Source organism: Winslowiella iniecta, assembly GCF_001267535.1.
In the GTDB taxonomy this organism is placed as follows: Bacteria; Pseudomonadota; Gammaproteobacteria; order Enterobacterales; family Enterobacteriaceae; genus Erwinia; species Erwinia iniecta.
The window spans coordinates 22,394-40,853 of sequence record NZ_JRXE01000015.1 but is presented as its reverse complement, the minus strand read 5'-3'; the positions used below and the strand labels follow the sequence as shown (position 1 = coordinate 40,853).

18 protein-coding genes are annotated in these 18,460 nt (G+C 56.3%); 4 read left to right on the top strand and 14 right to left on the bottom strand.

Annotation, left to right across the window (positions count from 1 at the left end):
* Positions 1 to 426 (bottom strand): MFS transporter (locus tag NG42_RS23525; protein WP_052899746.1); only part of this gene is annotated, 426 nt, incomplete at its 3' end.
* A 23-nt stretch (positions 427 to 449) separates the two neighbouring features.
* The gene (locus tag NG42_RS11890) at positions 450 to 2,276 is read right to left on the bottom strand and encodes a DUF2264 domain-containing protein (protein ID WP_052899600.1); all 1,827 of its coding nucleotides are present in this window, start codon (positions 2,274 to 2,276) and stop codon (positions 450 to 452) included.
* Positions 2,277 to 2,457: 181 nt separating this feature from the next.
* Between NG42_RS11890 and NG42_RS11885 the strand changes: the two genes are divergently transcribed.
* On the top strand, positions 2,458 to 3,306 hold the full coding sequence (locus tag NG42_RS11885) for an AraC family transcriptional regulator (RefSeq protein ID WP_052899598.1): 849 nt from the start codon (positions 2,458 to 2,460) through the stop codon (positions 3,304 to 3,306).
* A gap of 15 nt (positions 3,307 to 3,321) precedes the next feature.
* Here NG42_RS11885 and NG42_RS11880 read toward each other — a convergent pair whose 3' ends face one another.
* The 7 genes from NG42_RS11880 to NG42_RS11850 form a co-directional block, all read right to left on the bottom strand.
* The gene (locus NG42_RS11880) at positions 3,322 to 4,896 is read right to left on the bottom strand and encodes an ABC transporter substrate-binding protein (RefSeq protein ID WP_052899596.1); all 1,575 of its coding nucleotides are present in this window, start codon (positions 4,894 to 4,896) and stop codon (positions 3,322 to 3,324) included.
* A 171-nt stretch (positions 4,897 to 5,067) separates the two neighbouring features.
* Positions 5,068 to 5,517 carry a transposase gene (locus NG42_RS11875; protein ID WP_052899594.1) on the bottom strand — a complete coding sequence of 150 codons (450 nt, stop codon included), beginning with the start codon at positions 5,515 to 5,517 and terminating at the stop codon, positions 5,068 to 5,070.
* 222 nt (positions 5,518 to 5,739) lie between these two features.
* Positions 5,740 to 6,405, bottom strand: a complete 666-nt coding sequence (locus NG42_RS11870) for an ABC transporter ATP-binding protein (RefSeq protein WP_052899592.1) — start codon at positions 6,403 to 6,405, stop codon at positions 5,740 to 5,742.
* Positions 6,398 to 7,246: an ABC transporter ATP-binding protein gene (locus NG42_RS11865; RefSeq protein WP_052899590.1), complete on the bottom strand. Its 849-nt coding sequence runs from the start codon at positions 7,244 to 7,246 to the stop codon at positions 6,398 to 6,400. The genes NG42_RS11870 and NG42_RS11865 overlap by 8 nt, the downstream gene beginning before the upstream one ends.
* Positions 7,236 to 8,096 (bottom strand): ABC transporter permease, encoded by an 861-nt coding sequence (locus tag NG42_RS11860; RefSeq protein ID WP_052899588.1) that lies wholly within the window; start codon positions 8,094 to 8,096, stop codon positions 7,236 to 7,238. The genes NG42_RS11865 and NG42_RS11860 overlap by 11 nt, the downstream gene beginning before the upstream one ends.
* Positions 8,093 to 9,145: an ABC transporter permease gene (locus NG42_RS11855; protein WP_052899586.1), complete on the bottom strand. Its 1,053-nt coding sequence runs from the start codon at positions 9,143 to 9,145 to the stop codon at positions 8,093 to 8,095. The genes NG42_RS11860 and NG42_RS11855 overlap by 4 nt, the downstream gene beginning before the upstream one ends.
* Positions 9,145 to 10,713, bottom strand: a complete 1,569-nt coding sequence (locus tag NG42_RS11850; RefSeq protein ID WP_052899584.1) for an ABC transporter substrate-binding protein — start codon at positions 10,711 to 10,713, stop codon at positions 9,145 to 9,147. Before NG42_RS11850 ends, NG42_RS11855 begins: the two co-directional genes overlap by 1 nt.
* Positions 10,714 to 10,933: 220 nt before the next feature.
* Here NG42_RS11850 and NG42_RS11845 point away from each other — a divergent pair, with 220 nt between their 5' ends.
* A complete protein-coding gene (locus NG42_RS11845; RefSeq protein WP_052899582.1) occupies positions 10,934 to 11,458 on the top strand; it encodes a GNAT family N-acetyltransferase in 525 nt (174 codons plus the stop codon).
* 36 nt (positions 11,459 to 11,494) lie between these two features.
* On the opposite strand, the gene NG42_RS11840 is transcribed toward NG42_RS11845, so the two are convergent.
* On the bottom strand, positions 11,495 to 12,160 hold the full coding sequence (locus NG42_RS11840) for a CPBP family intramembrane glutamic endopeptidase (protein ID WP_052899580.1): 666 nt from the start codon (positions 12,158 to 12,160) through the stop codon (positions 11,495 to 11,497).
* Between the two features lie 386 nt (positions 12,161 to 12,546).
* On the opposite strand from NG42_RS11840, the gene NG42_RS11835 reads away from it, so the two are divergent.
* Positions 12,547 to 12,843: an I78 family peptidase inhibitor gene (locus NG42_RS11835; RefSeq protein WP_156322088.1), complete on the top strand. Its 297-nt coding sequence runs from the start codon at positions 12,547 to 12,549 to the stop codon at positions 12,841 to 12,843.
* A gap of 326 nt (positions 12,844 to 13,169) precedes the next feature.
* Complete coding sequence (locus tag NG42_RS11830) at positions 13,170 to 13,484, top strand: hypothetical protein (RefSeq protein WP_052899578.1); 315 nt, start codon at positions 13,170 to 13,172, stop codon at positions 13,482 to 13,484.
* Positions 13,485 to 13,559: 75 nt separating this feature from the next.
* Here NG42_RS11830 and NG42_RS11825 read toward each other — a convergent pair whose 3' ends face one another.
* Genes NG42_RS11825 through NG42_RS11810 form a run of 4 tightly spaced genes read right to left on the bottom strand, consistent with a single transcriptional unit; the run spans position 13,560 to position 18,398 of the window.
* Positions 13,560 to 15,287 carry an ABC transporter permease subunit gene (locus NG42_RS11825; RefSeq protein ID WP_052899576.1) on the bottom strand — a complete coding sequence of 576 codons (1,728 nt, stop codon included), beginning with the start codon at positions 15,285 to 15,287 and terminating at the stop codon, positions 13,560 to 13,562.
* Positions 15,287 to 16,765: an ABC transporter substrate-binding protein gene (locus tag NG42_RS11820; RefSeq protein WP_052899574.1), complete on the bottom strand. Its 1,479-nt coding sequence runs from the start codon at positions 16,763 to 16,765 to the stop codon at positions 15,287 to 15,289. Before NG42_RS11820 ends, NG42_RS11825 begins: the two co-directional genes overlap by 1 nt.
* A 17-nt stretch (positions 16,766 to 16,782) precedes the next feature.
* Positions 16,783 to 17,562 carry an ABC transporter ATP-binding protein gene (locus NG42_RS11815; RefSeq protein ID WP_052899572.1) on the bottom strand — a complete coding sequence of 260 codons (780 nt, stop codon included), beginning with the start codon at positions 17,560 to 17,562 and terminating at the stop codon, positions 16,783 to 16,785.
* The gene (locus NG42_RS11810; RefSeq protein WP_072133746.1) at positions 17,562 to 18,398 is read right to left on the bottom strand and encodes an ATP-binding cassette domain-containing protein; all 837 of its coding nucleotides are present in this window, start codon (positions 18,396 to 18,398) and stop codon (positions 17,562 to 17,564) included. The genes NG42_RS11815 and NG42_RS11810 overlap by 1 nt, the downstream gene beginning before the upstream one ends.
* Positions 18,399 to 18,460: the final 62 nt, after the last annotated feature.

Sequence of the window (18,460 nt, the reverse complement as noted above, 5' to 3'; positions counted from 1 at the left end):
CTCCAGCTGATTCATGCGGCTGAACCGGTCGGCATAGGATTCGGTTGCCGCCACACCGGCATACCAGGCGAAACTCAGATAAATAGCACCGACAATAATGCCGAGGGGGGTATGGCTTAATAACAGCGGCTGATAGACATAAATAAAGAACGGGGCCATCAGTGCCGACATGCCGACGACAAAATAGAGCAGTGATTTGCTCATGCCGATTTTATCCATAATATAGCCGTATATCGGTTTCATCATCACCGCAAACACGCCATTTACGGCAAAAACTGTGCCGATAGTGGCACCGCTTAATGCGGTTTTCTGCCCGAGCCAGATAGCCAGTAAACCGATACTGGCGGACCAGGTAAAAAAGTAGAGAAAGATAAACAGGCTAATTTTGTAATAACTGGATTTATTTGCTGCATTAACAAGTTTCATCTTCAGCCTCGCAAAGCTGTTTATTATTCGCCGGAAAGCGCAAGGATAATTTCCCGCTGCGGGCAGATGATCCGCAGCTGGTGAGACTCAATCCGGAGTTCCGGCAGAGGGCTATCATCATTTTCATGATTCGGTTGTACCCGCACCGCGCAGCTTAGCCAGTGCTCGCCGGGTGCCAGTTCGGCGCTTAACAGCGGAATGGCGGCGCTCTCGGCAAACATCAGGCTGCTGTTGGGTGGGGTAACAATATGCTGTGCCGCGCGTTGGCGACCGGCGGGAAGATTGACTAAAGAACTGATGCCATTGTCGGCGCGTAACGTACAGCCGCTGGCCGCTGACTCAATCTGCGTGTCAGGTGTAAAGCGCACGGCAAAACCGCCTTCGGCGCTGTGCAGCGTGCGGGCGCTGGTCAGGCGATGGACACGCAAATGCCACACGCCGCACGGGATCAGCCAGCTTTCCACCTGTACATCATGCCAGGGCCGCCAGCGCGACCAGATTGCGTCTTGCGTGGTTTTGACCGCCTCACACTCGCGGCGTCCGCGATAGTAGTTATCGCCTTCGCTCAGCAGCAGCATTGAATCGCAGGCGGCATGTTTCAGCCCATAACGCCCGCGCTCAACGGTAAAACCGTAGTGGCTGGAATAGGCAAATTTGGTATATTTCGCTTCGGTATTAACGTAGTTATTCAGCTCAATCTGACCGGATGTCAGCATATAAACGTGAGCAGAGTGCGGATGATGCACCACAATCTGATCGGCTTCGATAATCGCCTGCTGTGGGGCAACGGATGGCAGCGGCAGCTCTTCCGCCTGCCAGAAGGCATCCTGTTCCGGTAGTGCCATTACCAGAAACAGTTTCAGCGCCCAGTAAGGCGAGCCGGGCGAGTTATAATCCTCGGCCATCACCAGATTAGAATAGGCGTAACCAATGGTGAGAATGCCATCGCGGTCGAAAATCGGTTGCTGACTCCACCAGCGCAGATGGCGCAGAATCAGCCCTTTATAGACGCCAGGTGAAAACGCTTCCAGGCGGGCAAAGGCGGCTGCGCTCCAGAATGCCGCTTCTGCAAAGCGGTAAGTCAGGCTGCGACCAAAGGGCACGGCGGCGCCATCGGCGGCAAACAGGGTGATAAAGTCGTGGGCAAACCGGTTGGCGCGGGCGCGAAGCTCGCTGGCGCGCGGTGCATCTTCTTCGGCCATCAGGCTGGCGTATATCAGTCCGTAATAGTGAAACGCCATCGAGATATAATAATCTTTTGGCCTGCCGGGGCCGTCGGAATACCAGCCGTTACCGAGATAGTAAGCTTCCATGCGGTTAAAACGCTGTTCAATCACCTGGCGATCCCAGGGCAGCCCGGCCTGTTTGAAACCCAACTGCACCATAATGGCAAAGTAGTTCCAGTTATTTTCCGGCATCTCGGCATAACCACTCTGGTCCAGCCAGCGATGCAGATTATGCAAGGCTGCCGCAGGAAAAAGATCGGTAAACTGTTTTTTTAACAGTGACATACCTACGCCATACGCCGCCATCTCCACAATACGTTGATCGAACGGCCCCGCGTCGCCCCAGTAGTTCGCATGCTGTGGATTACAGCCGTCTGCTATGGCGCGAAAGTATTTTTCTGCGCCTGGCACCGTGTCACCCCCGGCCATCAGCGGGAAAATTCCCCACAGCATGCGCGACAGCGCCTCCATTTCGGCAATTTTTGCGCCGTAATGGGCGCAGGTTTCCCCGAGTCTGATACCGGTTTCACCGGCGTGAAATTGCCGATCAACATTGGCCAGCAGGGTTTGCAGAAAATCGGCAACCTGTTGGCGGGAGCGCAGGGGATTCGGATGATGCGACATTTCTCAACCTCAGTGGCGATGTTGTGGTGAGCAAGAGTAGTCGGCAGCGGGGCGGTAACAGTGTTAGCGCTATCACAAAAAATGAAGGGAATAAAAATTATGTTTATAAAAATTTAAAACGGTGGTTTAAGTTAACCTGAAGAGAATCAAAAATAGTAAATTGTTGACCTGGTGGAACAGCATGGCAATCGAAACCATTGAGCTTATTTCATTAACGGATCGCGCAATCTCCTTTACCCGACGTTTTGCCAATACGGTTCGCTATCACCACTGGCATCAGTGCCTGGAAATTCTGGTGATTGAGCAGGGTTACGGCATCATCATCGTGGACAATCAGCAATATACTTTAAGGCCGGGGCGGGTATTTATCTTTCCGCCGTTTAAGCTGCATAAAGTGATGGTTGATGAACGCTACAGTGATAACTATCGCCGTACCATTATTCACCTCGATAACGCGGCCTTAGTTAATTTTCTGCGCGACTTTCCCCATCAGCGCGCCAGTCTGCAACGGCTTTGCCATAAATCGAGTGTCGCGTCGGTGTATGATTTAAGTGAATATCAGACCGGGCTTGAGCAGCTGTTCACGGTTTATCAGCGCATTTTTGACAGCCAGCAGTTTAATTTATCTGACAGCGCCTGCCTGATGTTACAGCTGCTGAATTTCTTTCCGCAGCGGACAGAAAACAGTGAACAGATTGATGACAGCATTTCGACGCGGGTGATGCAGTGGATTGAAGAGCATTACAGGGAGAAATTCAGTCTGGCCGCGCTGGCTGCTTCGCTGTCGCTGTCGCGCAGTTATGTTTCGCGCACTTTTAAACAGGAAACCGGCGGATTAATTCACGAATATTTGTTGACGCGCCGCGTGCGGCAGGCCTGTGAATATTTGCGTGCGGATGAGCTGGCGGTAGACGTTATCGCGGAGAAAACCGGATTTGCCGATACCTCCTATTTTATTACCTGTTTTAAAAAGATGATTGGGGACACGCCGCTGAAATACCGCAAACGCCATCAAGACAATGGCGTTTAGCGGGGCTAACCTCAGTTATTTACTGACCTGATCGTAATAAAGCATACTGGTGCCAATCCCTTGCTTCGCGCCTTGCACATTATCGCGCAGCCCGACCAGCTTCTGCCCCTGTAACGTCACCACATACGGCGAATTCTGCTGGATCTCTTTCTGCAATTCGCCATACAGCGCCTGGCGTTTTTGCACATCACTCTCTGCCGCCGCCGCGCGGGTTTGCGCGCTCAGTTTCGGGATCTCCCAGCCGACGCGCCATGCGAGGGTTTTCGGCCCGTCCGGCACGTTATAAGCAAAGGTGCTGGCATTGGTATTCGGGTCAACATAGTCGGCACCCCAGTAGATAAAGATCGACTGGAAATTGCGACCGCGCATTTTGCCCCACAGCTCGGATTCCGCGACCGGCTGAATCTGGATATCGATATCGGCTTTGGCAAAGCTGGCCTGGAGCGCCTGCGCCACATCGGTATACGGCGGCTGATTCACGATGGTCAGGGAAAAACGCGTCCCGGGTTTGATGCCGCCTTGTTGCAGGATCTGCTTCGCTTTGGCGACATCCAGCTTAAACGGTTTATCGGTCAGTGCGCCGTCGAAGCCCCGTGGCAGAAACGACTGATGCACCTGAAACTGACCTTTCAGCAGCTGATTCGACAAGCTGTCGTAATCCACCAGCCAGCGTGCGGCCTGCCATAAAGCCGGATTACCCAGCGCCGGTTGTTGTTTGTCCTGGGTGTTAAAGCCGAGGTAATAAATCAGGCTGGACGGGAAGTTCGCGACCTTGATTCCGGGCTTATTTTTAATCGCATCAAACTGATCGGCACCGAGTTCGTACGCCACATCGACATCACCCTGTTCCAGCAGTAAGCGGCGCGAGCCGGCATCGGCGACGCCTTTCAGGATCACCCGTTTTAGTTTCGGTGCTGGCTGGGCTTGCGGGTTTTGCTCCAGCACCAGCGCCTGTTGCGGCACATAATTCTTGATGGTAAAGGCGGCGCTGCCGGCAGAATGGGTGCGCAGCCAGCCATTACCATAATCATTATTGCTGGCGTGCTGCTGCGCCACTTTGCTGTCGATAACCGAGGCGACCGGCGCGGAGAGCAGACGTAAAGCCAGGTCGCTGCCAATAGGCGATACCCAGCGCAGCTCCAGCTTATCATCGCTGATGCGGGTAAACTGGGCATCAATGTTGTCTGCGGTCCAGCCTAATTCGCCGAGGATAAACGACGGGGTCTTGTTCAGCTTCACGGCGCGGGTGAAGGAATAAATCACATCATCGGCGGTCAGCGCATTGCCGCTGGCGAATTTTGTGCCGGGTTTCAGGGTAAACACCAGGCTGTGCTCACTGCTACCGGGCTGCCAGGCGGTAGCCAGTTCCGGCACCAGTTTACGGGGATCGTCACGACCGGAAGCGACTAAGCCCTGATAAACATCGATCAGGCTGCTGGTACTGACGGTTTCGAAACTCTCAGCCGGATCGAAGCTGATAATGCCATCAAGCGGGATCGCCACCACTAAGGTATCGGCCGGCGTCGCGGCGTGGGCGGCTGCGGAAAATGTTAAGACACTGGCAATAGCAACGGATAAGAGTTTACGCATCTGGCGATCCTGAAAGGGGAGATATCTGGACTATATGCTGCAATATCTCCGTGGGAAATACGCCTTTATGCTATGGTTTTCTGAAATAATGATATAGAAATATCAACGGGTTAGCACGGTCGGCGAAAACGCCGCCCGTATTGATGATGGATGCCGGATATTGAGGCGGCGTTATCGATAATTCAGCCGGTCCCCATGCCAGCGCAGCGGATTATCTTTAATGTAATGACGAATCGTATTGAGTTCTGTTTCATCAAGAATAACGCGATCATAGAATCCGCGCTGCCAGATGGTCGCGGGAGGTCTGAATTCGCGTGTTACACCGGCTTTATAATTATTGATGATTTTCATCAGTTGATGGGAGTTATCGCCACTGAGCCAGAGGATGCCATGCAGATGATTAGGCATCATTACCATTTCATCCAGCGATAAGGTGCTGTGTCGTCGTGGGAGTTGGTGCCAGTGCTGAAAGGCCAGCTCGGCCAGTGGAGCGGGAATCAGTTCTCCGGCAAGAATCTCACCCAATAGCGGTTTGCGCTGGTGTGCGACAAGGGTGATGAAATAAGCACCAGCCTGCGCGTAGTTATAGTGTTTCAGTCGTGGGGATTGGCGTGTTTTCATGGTGTGTCCCTCCGGCGACGATATTATCGAGGTGTGGAGAGTTCAGAAACAGATGGTGACAAGCGTTTCGGGATGCCTCGAAGAAAATCGGTGAGACGGGCGGCGAGAACGCCGCCCCTACGATAAAAATCCTGTAGGGGCGGCGTTTTCGCCGCCCGTATTGATGATATACACCAGCCGTAGGGGCGGCGTTTTGCCGCCCGCGTTGATAACCTCTACCGGTTACCTGACGATACGCCCATTAGCCATATGGGCAGCGCGATCGCACATATGATCAATTACATCAGGATCGTGGCTGACCAGTACCATGGTCAGATTATCCTGGCGTTTCAGATCGTTCAGCAGATTAAGAATCTCGGCCTGTACCGACATATCCAGCGCCGAGGTCGGCTCATCCAGCAGTAATACCTTCGGTTCTAACAGCAGCGCACGCACAATGGCCACGCGCTGGCGCTGCCCGCCCGAGAGCTGATGCGGAAAGCGGTCGGCCATCGCCGGGTCAAGACCAACATGGCGAAAGCCCTGACTGATGCGATCGTCAATATCCTTCACCTTCAGCAACTTGAGCGGCTCGGCCAGCGTGCGGCGCAGGCGGTGACGCGGATGCAGAGAGGCATAAGGATCCTGAAACACCATTTGCACCTCGCGGCGTAAATCACCGGTAAAGGCTTTGCCCGCTTCGGCCTGATGCCCCGCCAGCTGCATGCTGCCGCTCCAGTGCGGATTCAGCCCGGCCATTACCCACAGCAGCGATGACTTACCGCAGCCGGAAGGGCCGACCAGACCAAAACACTCACCGGCGTTAATCGACAGTGACACATCATGCACCACGGTGCGCAGATCGTAGCCCTGACGATGCGCCACGCTGAGTTGTTGCAGATCAATCATGCTCACGATGTGCCTCCAGTGCCGCGCGATCCAGAACCGGCAGCGGCTGACCGTGGGTTGCTTTACTCGGGCGGCATGACCACAGCGTGCGGGTGTAAGGGTGAGTGGCGCGCGGCAACTCTGCGGCTGGCAGCGTATCCAGCACTTCTCCCTTATACATCACCATTACCCGGTCACAGTGTTCGGCCACCTGTTGCAGGTCGTGGCTGATTAACAGCAAGCCCATATTACGTTGCTCTACCAGCCGACGAATCAGCGCCAGCACCTGATCGCGCATGGCGTGATCGAGTGCCGAAGTCGGTTCATCGGCAATCAGAAATTGCGGATCGGCAATCAGTGCGATGGCCAGCATGACGCGCTGCCCCATCCCGCCGGAGAGCTGATGCGGATAGCGATCTATCAGCTGCGCTGGCTGCGGCAGACCAACGGCGTCCAACATGTCGCAGACCTTTTCACGGCGTTCGGCACGGCTGAAGGAGTGATGCAATTTAAGCGGCTCCTCGACCTGCCAGCCAATGGTGCGGGTGGGGTTCAACGCATATTTTGGATCCTGCATCACCATCGCCAGGTTATTGCCGCGTAGCTGGCTCCAGCGGCGCTCACTCAGGGTCAGCGCATTTTCACCGGCAACCGTTAGCGTGCGCGCCTGAATATGCAGCGAAGGGGAGAGCAGGCCCATCAGCGAACGGGCGGTCAGGGATTTACCCGAGCCGGACTCGCCGACCAGTGCCACGCGCTCGCGTCCAAGGGAAAATGACAGGTTATTCACCAGCGTCGTGCCATCATCCAGTGAAATGTTGAGCCGGTCGGCGACTATCAGTGGAGAAGTATCAGTTGGCATTGCGGGTATCCAGTCGGTCACGCAGGCCGTCGCCTGTCAGGTTAAAAGCCAGGCTGGCGAACAGAATCGCGCCACCGGGTGCGGCAGCGACCCACCACTGGTCGAAAATCACTTTACTGCCTTCGGCGACCATCGAACCCCATTCGGCGGTCGGCGGTTGCACACCCATGCCGAGGAAGCCGAGGCCAGCCGCCGCCAGAATAATCCCGCCCAGGCTCAGCGCGGCACGCACCACCGCACTTGGCATACACAGCGGCAGAATATGACCAAACATCAGGCGCAGGCCGGTAATGCCCTGCATCCGCGCAGCGGCCAGATAATCGCTGCGGCGCAGCGCCAGCGTTTCCGCCCGTGCCTGACGGGCAAACGGCGGCCAGCTGGTCAGCGCCAGTGCCAGTGCGCCATTCATCAGGCCAGGGCCAAGCATCGCGACTAACGCCAGTGCAATCACCAGGTTAGGCAGTGACAGGAAGATATCGGTAATGCGCATCAGCACGCGTTCAGTCCAGCCACCGAGATAACCGGCGGCAATGCCGACCAGCATCCCGACCGGAATTGTCAGCACCAGAATCAATGACACCAGTAACAGCGTCGGACGGGTGCCATAAATCACGCGCGACAGCAGATCGCGGCCAAAGCCATCAGTACCCAGCCAGTGGGCTGCCGACGGCGGCATCAGGCGTGCAGCCATCTGCTGGGCATTGGGATCAAAGGGTGCCAGTAACGGCGCAAACAGCGCGGCCAGCAGCAGGATGGCAACCAGCGTGCCACCAATTGCCAGCGTGGTCACCCGGCGGCGGCGATGGCGGCGCGGTGCCACAGTTTCAGCATCAGTTAAATTTTGCGTCATCGGGTTCTCGGATCGGTTAGCCAGGTCAGCGCATCGGCCAGCGTATTCAGTACAATAAAGCAGCTACCAATCAGCAGTGTTGAGCCAAGGATCGCCGGAGCATCGGAGGCGAACAGCGCGGTGGTCATATAGCGGCCAACGCCCGGCCAGGCAAAGACGGTCTCGGTCAGTACCGAGCCTTCCAGCAGTGAAGCGTAGGAGAGTGCCAGCACGGTAATCAGCGTGCCGGAGACATTCGGGAAGATATGCAGCAGCAGAATGCGTCCGCGTCCGGCGCCTTTTGCCCGCGCCAGCGTGACATACTCTTTGCTGCTCTCTTCCAGCAGTGCGGCGCGCAGCAGACGGGTAATGCCCGCCATCGCCAGCATGCCCAGTACCACCACCGGTAGCCACAGGTGAGCAATCGCATTGCGGAACATTTCCGGGTCGCCAGAAAGCCAGCTGTCAATCAGCACAAAGCCGGTGGTCGGCTCCAGCGTATAGACATAGATATCATCCAGCCGCCCCGGACCTGCTGACCAGTGCAACACCGCATAGAACAGCAGTAAGCCCAGTAAGCCAAGCCAGAAAATCGGTACCGAATAGCCGAGTAACGAGATCATGCGCGCGAGGTTATCGATGATACTGCCCGGTTTCCAGGCCGCCAGCAGCGCCAGCGAGATGCCAAAAAAGGCGCCAAAAATCATCGCACAGGTCGCCAGCTCAATGGTGGCAGGAAAGGTGCGCAGCAGATCGCTGGCAACCGGCTGATTAGTAATACGGGAGATCCCCATATCGCCGCGCGCCAGGTGCTCAATATAATGCCAGAACTGCATCAGCACCGGCTGGTCGAGCCCCAGATCGTGGCGCACCTGAGCGTAGGTCGATTCGCTGGCGTGATCGCCGGCAATCTGCAACACCGGATCGACCGGCGACAGATGAGACAACATAAAGGTAAACGCCAGCAGACCGAGCAGCGTCACCAGTAACGAAATCAGGCTGGTGGCAATACGTCCGCTACCGCGCCAGAAGCGCCGGGCGGACCCGGCTTCTGTTGAAGTCAATGCCATTACTTACTGACCTGGTTGTAGTAAACCATATCCGGGTTAATGCCCTGCACATAACCCTGAAGATTATCGCGAAGCGCAATCAGGTTACGCGCCTGCAACCCAATGACATACGGTGAATTTTTCTGTATTTCGCGCTGCATCTTCTGGTACAGCTCAATACGTTTGGCCGGATCGCTTTCGGCAGTGGCGGCCAGTGTCTGCTTGCTCAGCTCAGGAATCTGCCAGTTTGAGCGCCATGCCAGCGTGGTGCTGCCATTTTCCGGGTTATAAGCAAAGGCTGAAGCATTGGTGTTCGGATCGAAATAGTCCGCGCCCCAGGCGTTCAGCGTGGCTTCATATTTATGCGCTTTGACGCTGGTAGAGACTTCGGTGCTCAGGCCCGGAATCAGCTCAATCTTCACGCCGCCTTTGGCAAAGCTGGCCTGCAATGCCTGGGCAATATCCAGATACGGCGGCTGGTTACTGACGGAGAGCGTAAAGTGGACGTTGGTCAGACCGGCCTTTTGCAGAATCGCTTTGGCTTTTTCTGGATCGTAGCTGTACGGGTTGTCGTTCAGTGCGCCGAGGTAGCCTTCTGGCAGGAATGACTGATGCACTTTGAACTGGCCTTTCAGCAGTTCGTCGGCAATGCCTTTATAGTCGAACAGGTAGCGAGACGCTTCCCACAGCGCCGGGTTTTTCAGTGCCGGAGAGGCATCAATATTGAACTGCATGTAATAGAGCGAGGCAAACGGGATTGCCAGCGGCTTAACGCCCGCTTTGCCTTTTAACGCGGCGATCTGATCGGCACCCAGATTACGTGCAATATCCACATCACCCTGTTCCAGCAGCAGACGACGCGTCGCGGGTTCCGGAACGTTTTTAATCAGGATATTTTTCAGCTTGGGTGCGCCCGCCGGAGATGCTGGATTCGCCGTCAACAGCACCACTTCATGCGGGATATATTTGCGAATCTGGTACGGGCCGCTGCCTGCGGAATGGTTGCCCAGCCACTGGTTACCCAGATCGTTTTTCTGCTGATTGGCCATCACGGTTTTTTCATCAACCACTGAGGCAACCGGCGCGGAGAGCAGGCTCAGCACGAAAGTCGGGCTGACATCTGCCGTCCAGCTGACCTGCACATGCTGGTCATCAATCTTCTTCAGCTGAGCATCAACATTATCTTTGCTCCAGCCGAGCTGGGTCAGGATAAATGAAGGGTCGAGATTCAGTTTCACCACGCGCGACAGCGAGAAGATCACATCTTCCGGACGCACCGGATTGCCGGTGGAAAATTTAGCGCCATCGCGCAGTGCAAAGGTCAGGCTGCGGTTATCGCTACCGGCCTGCCATGAGGTCGCCAGCGTCGGTTTCAGATCGACCGGATTCTGTGGGTCTGACTGCACCAGGCGCTGATAAATATTAGTAAACGCCTGCATTGAGGTCAGTTCAAAGCCCTGCGCCGGGTCAAAGCTGCTGGCGTCATCAATCGATTGGGCAATCACCAGCGTATCTGGCGGGGTCGCCGCCTGAGCGGCAAATGAGGCGGCCAGCGCCACGGCGATCACTGACGGAACGATACTTTTCATGACGTTTCCTTACCTTAAAATTTGTCGCGAGTGTAAATTACCTGGAGGGTTATCAAATAGTAGATTATTGGCTATCGATATGTGTTTTAGTTCTAAGTAAATCAATACGGTTATAAATGTTAATCATTTATTGCTCCCGCCGGGTGTATAACCGTATGTTGTTGCTATCAGCATAGGTGTTATTAGTAAATTTTCTACCGACAAAACAAAGGGATTATTTATGTCATCTGGCGTTACGCCCCGACTTAATACACCCCATCTGGTGTTACGTGCTTTTACTGGCGATGACTTTTCCGCCTGTCAGCAATTATGGGCAGGCGAGCAGGTCAGTGAGGATAAGCGACTGAGTCGTGAGCAGGTGTGGAGCAAGCTGTTACGCCATATCGGGCACTGGCAGGTGCTGGGTTATGGCTATTGGGCAGTGGAAGAGCAGGCGACCGGACAGTTTGTTGGCAGCATTGGCCTTGCGTTTAATCGACGCGATTTGCCGGAACACTATGCTGACTGGGTGGAAACCGGCTGGACACTGCTGCCGCAAGCCCAGGGCAAAGGCTATGCGACTGAAGCGGGGCGGGCGATGTTGGCCTGGGCAGAGCAACATCTGCCGCCGAGGATCTTCTGCATTACCGACCCGGATAATCGTCGCTCACAATTGCTGGCGGAAAAACTCGGCTTTCAGTTTACCGAAGTGGCCGCTTATGGCGATAAGGCCATCTGGCTGTACACCCGGGCGATAAGTGTTTAGTTTTCAGCAACAATCGGCAGTGAAAAATAGCGTTAGTTAACTATTTCCCGCCAGCACGGTGGCGTACAGTGCCGGCAGTAGCGCCACCAGATTATTCAGCATATGCAGAAATATCGGCAGGATCAGGCTGCCGGACTTCAGCCGCGCATAGCACAACAGTAGCGAGAACAGCATAAGCATTATCATGGTTTGCAGATGGACATACTGCGTGTGCAGCAGCGCAAACAGGATAGAGGTGAGGATCATACAGGCCAGCGGGCTTTTCGGCAGCCAGAGTAACATTCCCTGCAATAAGAAGCCGCGAAACAAAATCTCTTCAAATATCGGTGCCAGAATCACTGCGGAAAACAGCAAAATCAGCACCATCGGTCGGCTTTGTTGCGACTGCTGCTCCAGCCAGGCTTCAGGCTGCAATACCCAGATTTGCACCAGCATCAACAGAATCAGCGCCGCGATAAAGCACAGGGTAAGATTGCGGCGAAGTTGGCCAAACGGAATATCATGGCGACGGGTGCAGTAAAAATGATACAGCGGCCAGAGCACGGCGGTTTCGAACAGGCAAATCACCGGCACCAGTAGTCCGCTGCTGCGCAGTTGACTGAAATTGGGAAGCAGGGTGATCACCAGGGTAATCAGATACCAGACCACAAACATGCCGCCGTAGAACAGCGTTAGCGTAACCCGCCCAGTGTTGGTGTTCATATTGTGCTCGGAAACGATGGGGTGCGTAATACTATCAATCAGTTAAAACGCTGTCGAGTAAGGGGCAGGAGAGAGAGAAGAGAGGGCTGACTGATGGGCCAGGTCGGTGCCCGGCCCGAATCGACTGACGGCTTAACGTACCTGGATGGCAATAAACGTCATCAACGCGGCGAAGCAGATAAAAATAGCCAGTTCCATCATTACCTCCTCAGATTAATCTTAGGTAATTATAACGCCTGGGCGCTTTAAAATTGAGCGATTAGTGCCGCTTTTAACGGATGAACCGTGCAAGGCACGAAAGGTCAAAAATTGGTCTCATTCGGCAACGCGATCTGCTAGTCTTGGTGGCGAACTGAGGTAAAAACACGTCGAAGAGGAGTGAACACGTGAAGTTTTATGCTAAATCCCTGATGCTGGCAGCTATGTTTGTACTGACTGCCTGTAATACTACACCTAAGCATGATAACGGCGTGAAGCCGGTCGATCCTGATAATAACCGCTGCGGTGCTTCGCAGTATCAGAACTATGTGGGCAAACCCCTTTCTTCAATTAACAGAGCGCAATTCACCGTGCCTGTTCGCGCTATTCCGTATAATTCTGCGGTCACCATGGATTTCAATCTGAATCGCCTGAACTTTATGGCCGACAGGCGCGGTAAAATCACCAGCGTCTACTGCGGCTAACTCTCTGAAAAGGGGCGAAATAGTTCGCCCTTTTTATTTATGCGTTTACCGAGCGTGGGCAGCGTGACCGTTTTATCATCGTCATATTGCTGCAACAGTGACGCGTTAACCTGGTGCTGTCACATAACGGTGATCACCTCGTCACTCTCAAAATATGCAATGCTCGCCTTTCAATTCTTCCCGCCTTGTGCGGGTTTTTTTGTCGACGCCTGAGCTTATCCGCTGCAAAAAATGCTGGAATATTCCCGTTAACAACACCGATTGTCTGCTGTTTTATCACCCTGGCAATCGGCTACGCTATAACAGATAAAACGGGAGGAGTTGTTATGCATTGCTCTAAATGGTTAGTGTTATTGGCGGCATTGGGCACATCGGCGCCGGTTCTGGCAGCATCCACTGAATCCTGGCATTCCGCCGACCAACGGATGAAACAGGCCTGCGTCAAAGCCAGTGGGTTAAAAAATGCCAGACCGGTAACCAGGGTTATGCTGTTCAGCGATCGCGTGGGGTATTCCGCGCTGGTGTTGCAGGGCACTTATCCGCAAAAACATATGAAAAATAAGCGTGGTCGCGAACTTTGTCTTTACCAGCGTGCCACCAGTCGTGCCTCGGTGACGGAAGCCGACGATCTGCTGCCGTAAAAATACATTGATACGGATGGTAAAAACGCCACCCCTGTGCAATTCAGATGCAGGGGCGGCGTTTTCGCCGCTCATTTACTGGTCGCGGGTTTTGCGTGACAGACTGGTGCTGGTTACCGCCAGAATTGACAGCATCATCAGTGCTACCGCCGGAGCAATCACCGCCCAAGGCGCGCGCTCGATATAGGGCATCCCTTCCGCCAGTACAATTCCCCAATCGGCTGCCGGTGGCTGCGGCCCGAGGCCGAGAAAGCCGAGTCCCGCCAGCGCTAAAGCGTTACCTGGCAGCCTTAGCATCGCGTGACGCAACAGCGGCGCAATCATCGGCGGCAGTATATATCGCCATGCCCGGCGCAGCGGGCCGACGCCCAGCACCGGTAACATCCGTACATGCGGCTGAGCGTTAATTTCTGCCACCAGCGCGGCGGTGTGCGCGGCCAGCGGTGCCCAGCTAACGATAATCACCGCGATCACCGCACCGGCGGCAGTCGGGCCATTGATAGCGGCAATCACCATCCCGGCAATCACCGGTGGTGTGGCATTGGCAACGTCAATCGGCCCGACCAGCGCGCGCGGGAACAGACCCACCACAATACCCATCAGTAAGCAGCAGAGCGTAACCAGCAGCGCCAGCAGGCAGGTGTGGAGAGCGCCTTGTGCCACACGCGCCAGAATATCGCGCCCCATGGCATCAGCGCCAAACGGCAGCGACCAGGAGGGCGGTTGCAGCCGCTGCCAGTCTGAACTGAAGGCGTCGCGCGGCAGTCCGGCGGCAATCAGTACCAGCAGCAATAACAAGCAGCAGATTGGTACCCAGCAGGCGAAGGATTTGGTCGAAGGTGTTTGCGGCGCGGCGGGCAACGCCCCATATTTCAGCGCCGGGCCTAATAATATGCGCTGTAGCAGGTTTGCTGTCAGACCGGCGGCACAGCCCAGCAGCAACAGAATCAGCATGCCGGTTTGCAGCGCGGGCAAGTCATTTGCCGCGGCCGCGCCAAGGGTGGCGCGTCCCATGCCAGGAATAGCAAACACTTTTTCTACTGCAATCGCTCCGCCGGTCAGGCCGATCAATACCATTGCCAGCTGCGGCAGCATGGCGGGCAGCGTGCGCGTTATCGCCGCCAGCGCCAGGCGATGCGCCGGAATGCCAGCGGCTTGCCAGCTCAGCACCCATTTTTCCTGAAAGCTGGCGCTCAGCGCATCAGAAAACAGCCGCCCCAGCAGGCCGCCCGCCGGAATACCCAGCGCCAGCGCCGGTAATACCGCTGAGTGCCAGCCCGTCCAGCCAAAGGGAGGAAACCAGCCGAGCCAGACGGCACCCACCAGCAATAACAGTGCCGCCAGTAAAAATTCTGGCAGTGCGGTCAGTGCCGCCGCGACGGCTCCGGACGGACGGCGTGCCACGCCAGCCAGCCCGGCACGCATTACCGGCAGGCAAATCAGCGTCAGCAGCAGCAATGCCACCAGTAGCGCACAGGCCATTAACGTCAGCGATACCGCCGTGGCCTGCAGCATACCCGGCAGCACCGGCGTGCCGGAAATCCATGAGTTGCCCGCGTCACCCTGTAGCAAATTCTGCAACCAGTGCCAGAGTAGTGCATCCGGCCCCTGATGCAGACCCAGCGAGTGGCGAATGGCTTCCAGCGTTTCCGGCGTTGCTTCCTGATCGCCGGAACGGGCGCGCAGCAGCGCCAGAGCCGGGTCGCCTCCCGCCAGCCACGGCAGAATGCCGACCAGCATCACCATGGCACTCAGGGTCGTCAGGCGCGAAACCAGCGGCAGCAGAGCAGAAAGAGAACGCATTATCGCTCCAGTCGGGTCTGGCCAGAAATCAGACGGCGTTCGCGCGGATCGCGTTCGGCATCGCGTATTGCCGGGCTTTCTCCCTGGATCACGCGCTCATGCAGCATCGGAATCGCCGCATTGCTGGCAAGAATCAGGTTTTCAGCGGCCATTATCGCCTTGCGTCGTGCTTCGCCAGCGGGGATCGCTGCGGCCTGTTGCAGTGCCTTGTCGATGGCTGGCTGGCACAGTTGGGCAATATTAAACGAGCCTTTGCAGGCAAAGTCGCTGTACATATAGGCTACCGGGTCACCCGAATCGAGCACCGTGGCGCGTGACAGAATAAAGGCGTCGAATTTGCCTGCCAGCGCATCGGACTCAATATGCGCATATTCGCGCACCACCTGTTTGACCTGGAAACCGGCGGCGGTTAACTGTTGTGCCAGATACACCGCCACTTCCGGCAGTTCTGCGCGGTCGCTGAAAGTCGCGAGGCTAATCACCTGACCATTGGGTTTCTCGGCGGTGAGCGGATGCGCAACCGGCTGACGCAGTTCTGCTGCCCACGGCAGTGCTGGCCCCAATAAGCCTTTCGCGATATCCGCGCGTTTTTCATAGACGTTATCCACCAGCTGCTGGCGGTTAATGGCGTCACGCACCGCAGCCCGCAGCGCCGCATCGCGAAATACGCCGTGCTGAGTATTCAGATACAGCGTATTGGTGCGAGGCATCGGCACTTCATGGATCTGTTCTGGCTTCAGCAGTGCCGCCTGCGATACCGGTACGGCTTCCACGATATCGGCACTGTTGGTTCGCAGCGCCGCCGCGCGTGCCGCGCCATCCGGCACAAAACTGACATCAATCCCGCTGGCGCGTGCCTTCTCGCCCCAGTAACCGTCGAAACGGTCTAAGCGCGCGCTGCTGGTGCCGTTCACCTGGCTCAAAACAAATGGCCCGCTGCCGCTGCCGAGCGGATTAACCACGCCGTTAGCGCCATAGGCTTTGGCAGCCAGGATCGCCAGTTGCGGACTGGAGAGGCGCTGGGGGATCAGCGGATCGGGATCGGCGCTGGTGATCACCACCGCGCGATCGCCGTCGGCGGCAATATCCAGCGTCACACCATCCAGAATGCGTGGCTTCGGTGCCGCGTGGGTGGCCGCTTGCAGCGATCGCACCACGTTTTCCGCGGTCATTACGCTGCCATCGTGAAAATAGACGTTGTCACGTAATTCAAAACGCCAGCGCCGCTCATCGAGCTGCTGCCAGCGGATGGCAAGAGCCGGTCTGGCTTCGCCCAGCGCATCGAGCGTGACCAGCGTTTCCGCCGTCTGCCAGCGCGACAGTTTGAAAGCGTCATCGCTGAGCGGCGTCAGGCCGGAGCGCGGCGGCTGTAGCATTGCCAGACGAATGCGTGACTCGTCCGGCTGAGTTTCCTGTTCGTTAAAGCAACCGCTGAGCAGCAAGCTGGTGCTCAGAAGCAACAAGACGCGAGCTTTCATTAACCAGATATCCTTTTTTATTGTTGATTAACCAGAGGAGGTAAACGGGGAATGGCATTCAGCAGCTGCTGTGATGCCGGATGCTGTGGATGGCGCAGCAATTGTTGCGTCGGGGCGTCCTCAACGATCTCGCCGTTGTGCATCACCAGTACGCGCTGACAAAGCGCAGCGACCGACGACAGATCGTGGGAGACCACCAGCAAGCCCATATCGTGCCGATCGGCAAGATCCGCCAGCAGCTGGCTGATCTGCTGACGTAATGGCAGGTCGAGTCCGCTGACCGGTTCGTCAGCCAGCAGAAAGCGCGGTTGCAGCGCAATGGCACGGGCAATCGCAACACGTTGTGCCTGACCGCCAGACAGACTGGCGCAGCGCTGACTCAGCAAGCGGCGGTCGAGCCGCACGTGTTCCAGCGCCTGCTCCAGCTGAAGGTTGTTGGGTTTGCTGCCGGTTAACTGGCGCAGCGGTTCGGCCAGCGTATCCGCCACGCTGCGGCGCGGATCGAGCGTATTCGCCGGATCCTGCGCGATGTACTGCACCTGCTGGCGATAGCCGCGTAACGCGCGCACCGAAGCGGGGCGAATCAACTCTCCCTGACACCACACTTCGCCTTCGCTGGCGGGTTGTAATGCCAGTATCAGTTTCAGCAGGGTGGATTTGCCACAGCCGGACGTCCCGATCAACGCCACGCGCTCGCCAGCATGCAGTTGCAGCGAGATACGTGAAACAATCGGATGCAGTTGGCCGGCAGGCTGATAGCTAAGCTGGCGGGTTTCAAGAAAAACGGCAGGCAACATCAGGCAATCCCCTGTAATGGCCGTTGATGTCGGGTAAGGCTCTGCTCGGCATGGCGCGCTGCCGTCACCAGCCGTTGGCTGGCCGGATGCTGTGGCCGGGTCAGTAACTGCTTCAGGCTGCTGTTCTCGACAATGCAGCCCTGTTCCATTACCAGTGCCTGACGGCAAAGCTGAGCGGCCAGCACAATATCGTGGGTAATAAACAGCAGCGCGGGCGCATCCGGCCGCTGCAACAGGCGCTGAAAGGCGGCCACTACGGTCTGCTGAGTGGCAACATCAAGCGCGCTGGTGGGTTCATCGGCGACAATCAGCGGACTTTGACTGGCGATAGCCAGCGCAATACAGACGCGCTGGCGCTGACCACCGGATAATTCAGCCGGGTAGCTGTTCATCACTTTCATGCTGTCGCTAAAGCCCATCTCTTCCAGCAAGGCTGCGGCGGCTTGTTGCGCGGCACGGCGTGACAATGACTGTCGCGCGCGCAACACCATTTGCAACTGTTTACCGGTGCTGACCAGTGGGTTAAGCGCGCTGGCAGAATCCTGAAAAATCATCGCGGCACGCGTGCTGACAGAACGCTGACCCACCGGGCAGTTCAGCACCGATTGTCCGGCAATTTGCAAGCCACCGGCTACGCTGGCCCCGGCGGGCAGGGCACCGACAATCGCGCTGGCGGTCAGTGACTTACCACAGCCCGACTCGCCCAGCAGGCAGGCGCATTCGCCCCGATGCAGGGTGAAACTGACGCCATGCAGTTTTTGGTATCGGGACAGCGTTAAATCGAGGTTGATCAGTTGCAGCACCGTGTCGGGTGCCTGAGAGACAGAAGTCAGCATAGCGTCGCGCATCAAGTTATTTGTTATGTGATAACATAACAAATTATGACGACATGATGCAA

Coding starts and splice junctions, on each gene's coding strand:
- NG42_RS11890 (WP_052899600.1), bottom strand. CDS start 2,276: ATGTCGCATCATCCGAATCCCCTGCGCTCCCGCCAACAGGTTGCCGAT.
- NG42_RS11885 (WP_052899598.1), top strand. CDS start 2,458: ATGGCAATCGAAACCATTGAGCTTATTTCATTAACGGATCGCGCAATC.
- NG42_RS11880 (WP_052899596.1), bottom strand. CDS start 4,896: ATGCGTAAACTCTTATCCGTTGCTATTGCCAGTGTCTTAACATTTTCC.
- NG42_RS11875 (WP_052899594.1), bottom strand. CDS start 5,517: ATGAAAACACGCCAATCCCCACGACTGAAACACTATAACTACGCGCAG.
- NG42_RS11870 (WP_052899592.1), bottom strand. CDS start 6,405: ATGATTGATCTGCAACAACTCAGCGTGGCGCATCGTCAGGGCTACGAT.
- NG42_RS11865 (WP_052899590.1), bottom strand. CDS start 7,246: ATGCCAACTGATACTTCTCCACTGATAGTCGCCGACCGGCTCAACATT.
- NG42_RS11860 (WP_052899588.1), bottom strand. CDS start 8,096: ATGACGCAAAATTTAACTGATGCTGAAACTGTGGCACCGCGCCGCCAT.
- NG42_RS11855 (WP_052899586.1), bottom strand. CDS start 9,145: ATGGCATTGACTTCAACAGAAGCCGGGTCCGCCCGGCGCTTCTGGCGC.
- NG42_RS11850 (WP_052899584.1), bottom strand. CDS start 10,713: ATGAAAAGTATCGTTCCGTCAGTGATCGCCGTGGCGCTGGCCGCCTCA.
- NG42_RS11845 (WP_052899582.1), top strand. CDS start 10,934: ATGTCATCTGGCGTTACGCCCCGACTTAATACACCCCATCTGGTGTTA.
- NG42_RS11840 (WP_052899580.1), bottom strand. CDS start 12,160: ATGAACACCAACACTGGGCGGGTTACGCTAACGCTGTTCTACGGCGGC.
- NG42_RS11830 (WP_052899578.1), top strand. CDS start 13,170: ATGCATTGCTCTAAATGGTTAGTGTTATTGGCGGCATTGGGCACATCG.
- NG42_RS11825 (WP_052899576.1), bottom strand. CDS start 15,287: ATGCGTTCTCTTTCTGCTCTGCTGCCGCTGGTTTCGCGCCTGACGACC.
- NG42_RS11820 (WP_052899574.1), bottom strand. CDS start 16,765: ATGAAAGCTCGCGTCTTGTTGCTTCTGAGCACCAGCTTGCTGCTCAGC.
- NG42_RS11815 (WP_052899572.1), bottom strand. CDS start 17,562: ATGTTGCCTGCCGTTTTTCTTGAAACCCGCCAGCTTAGCTATCAGCCT.
- NG42_RS11810 (WP_072133746.1), bottom strand. CDS start 18,398: ATGCTGACTTCTGTCTCTCAGGCACCCGACACGGTGCTGCAACTGATC.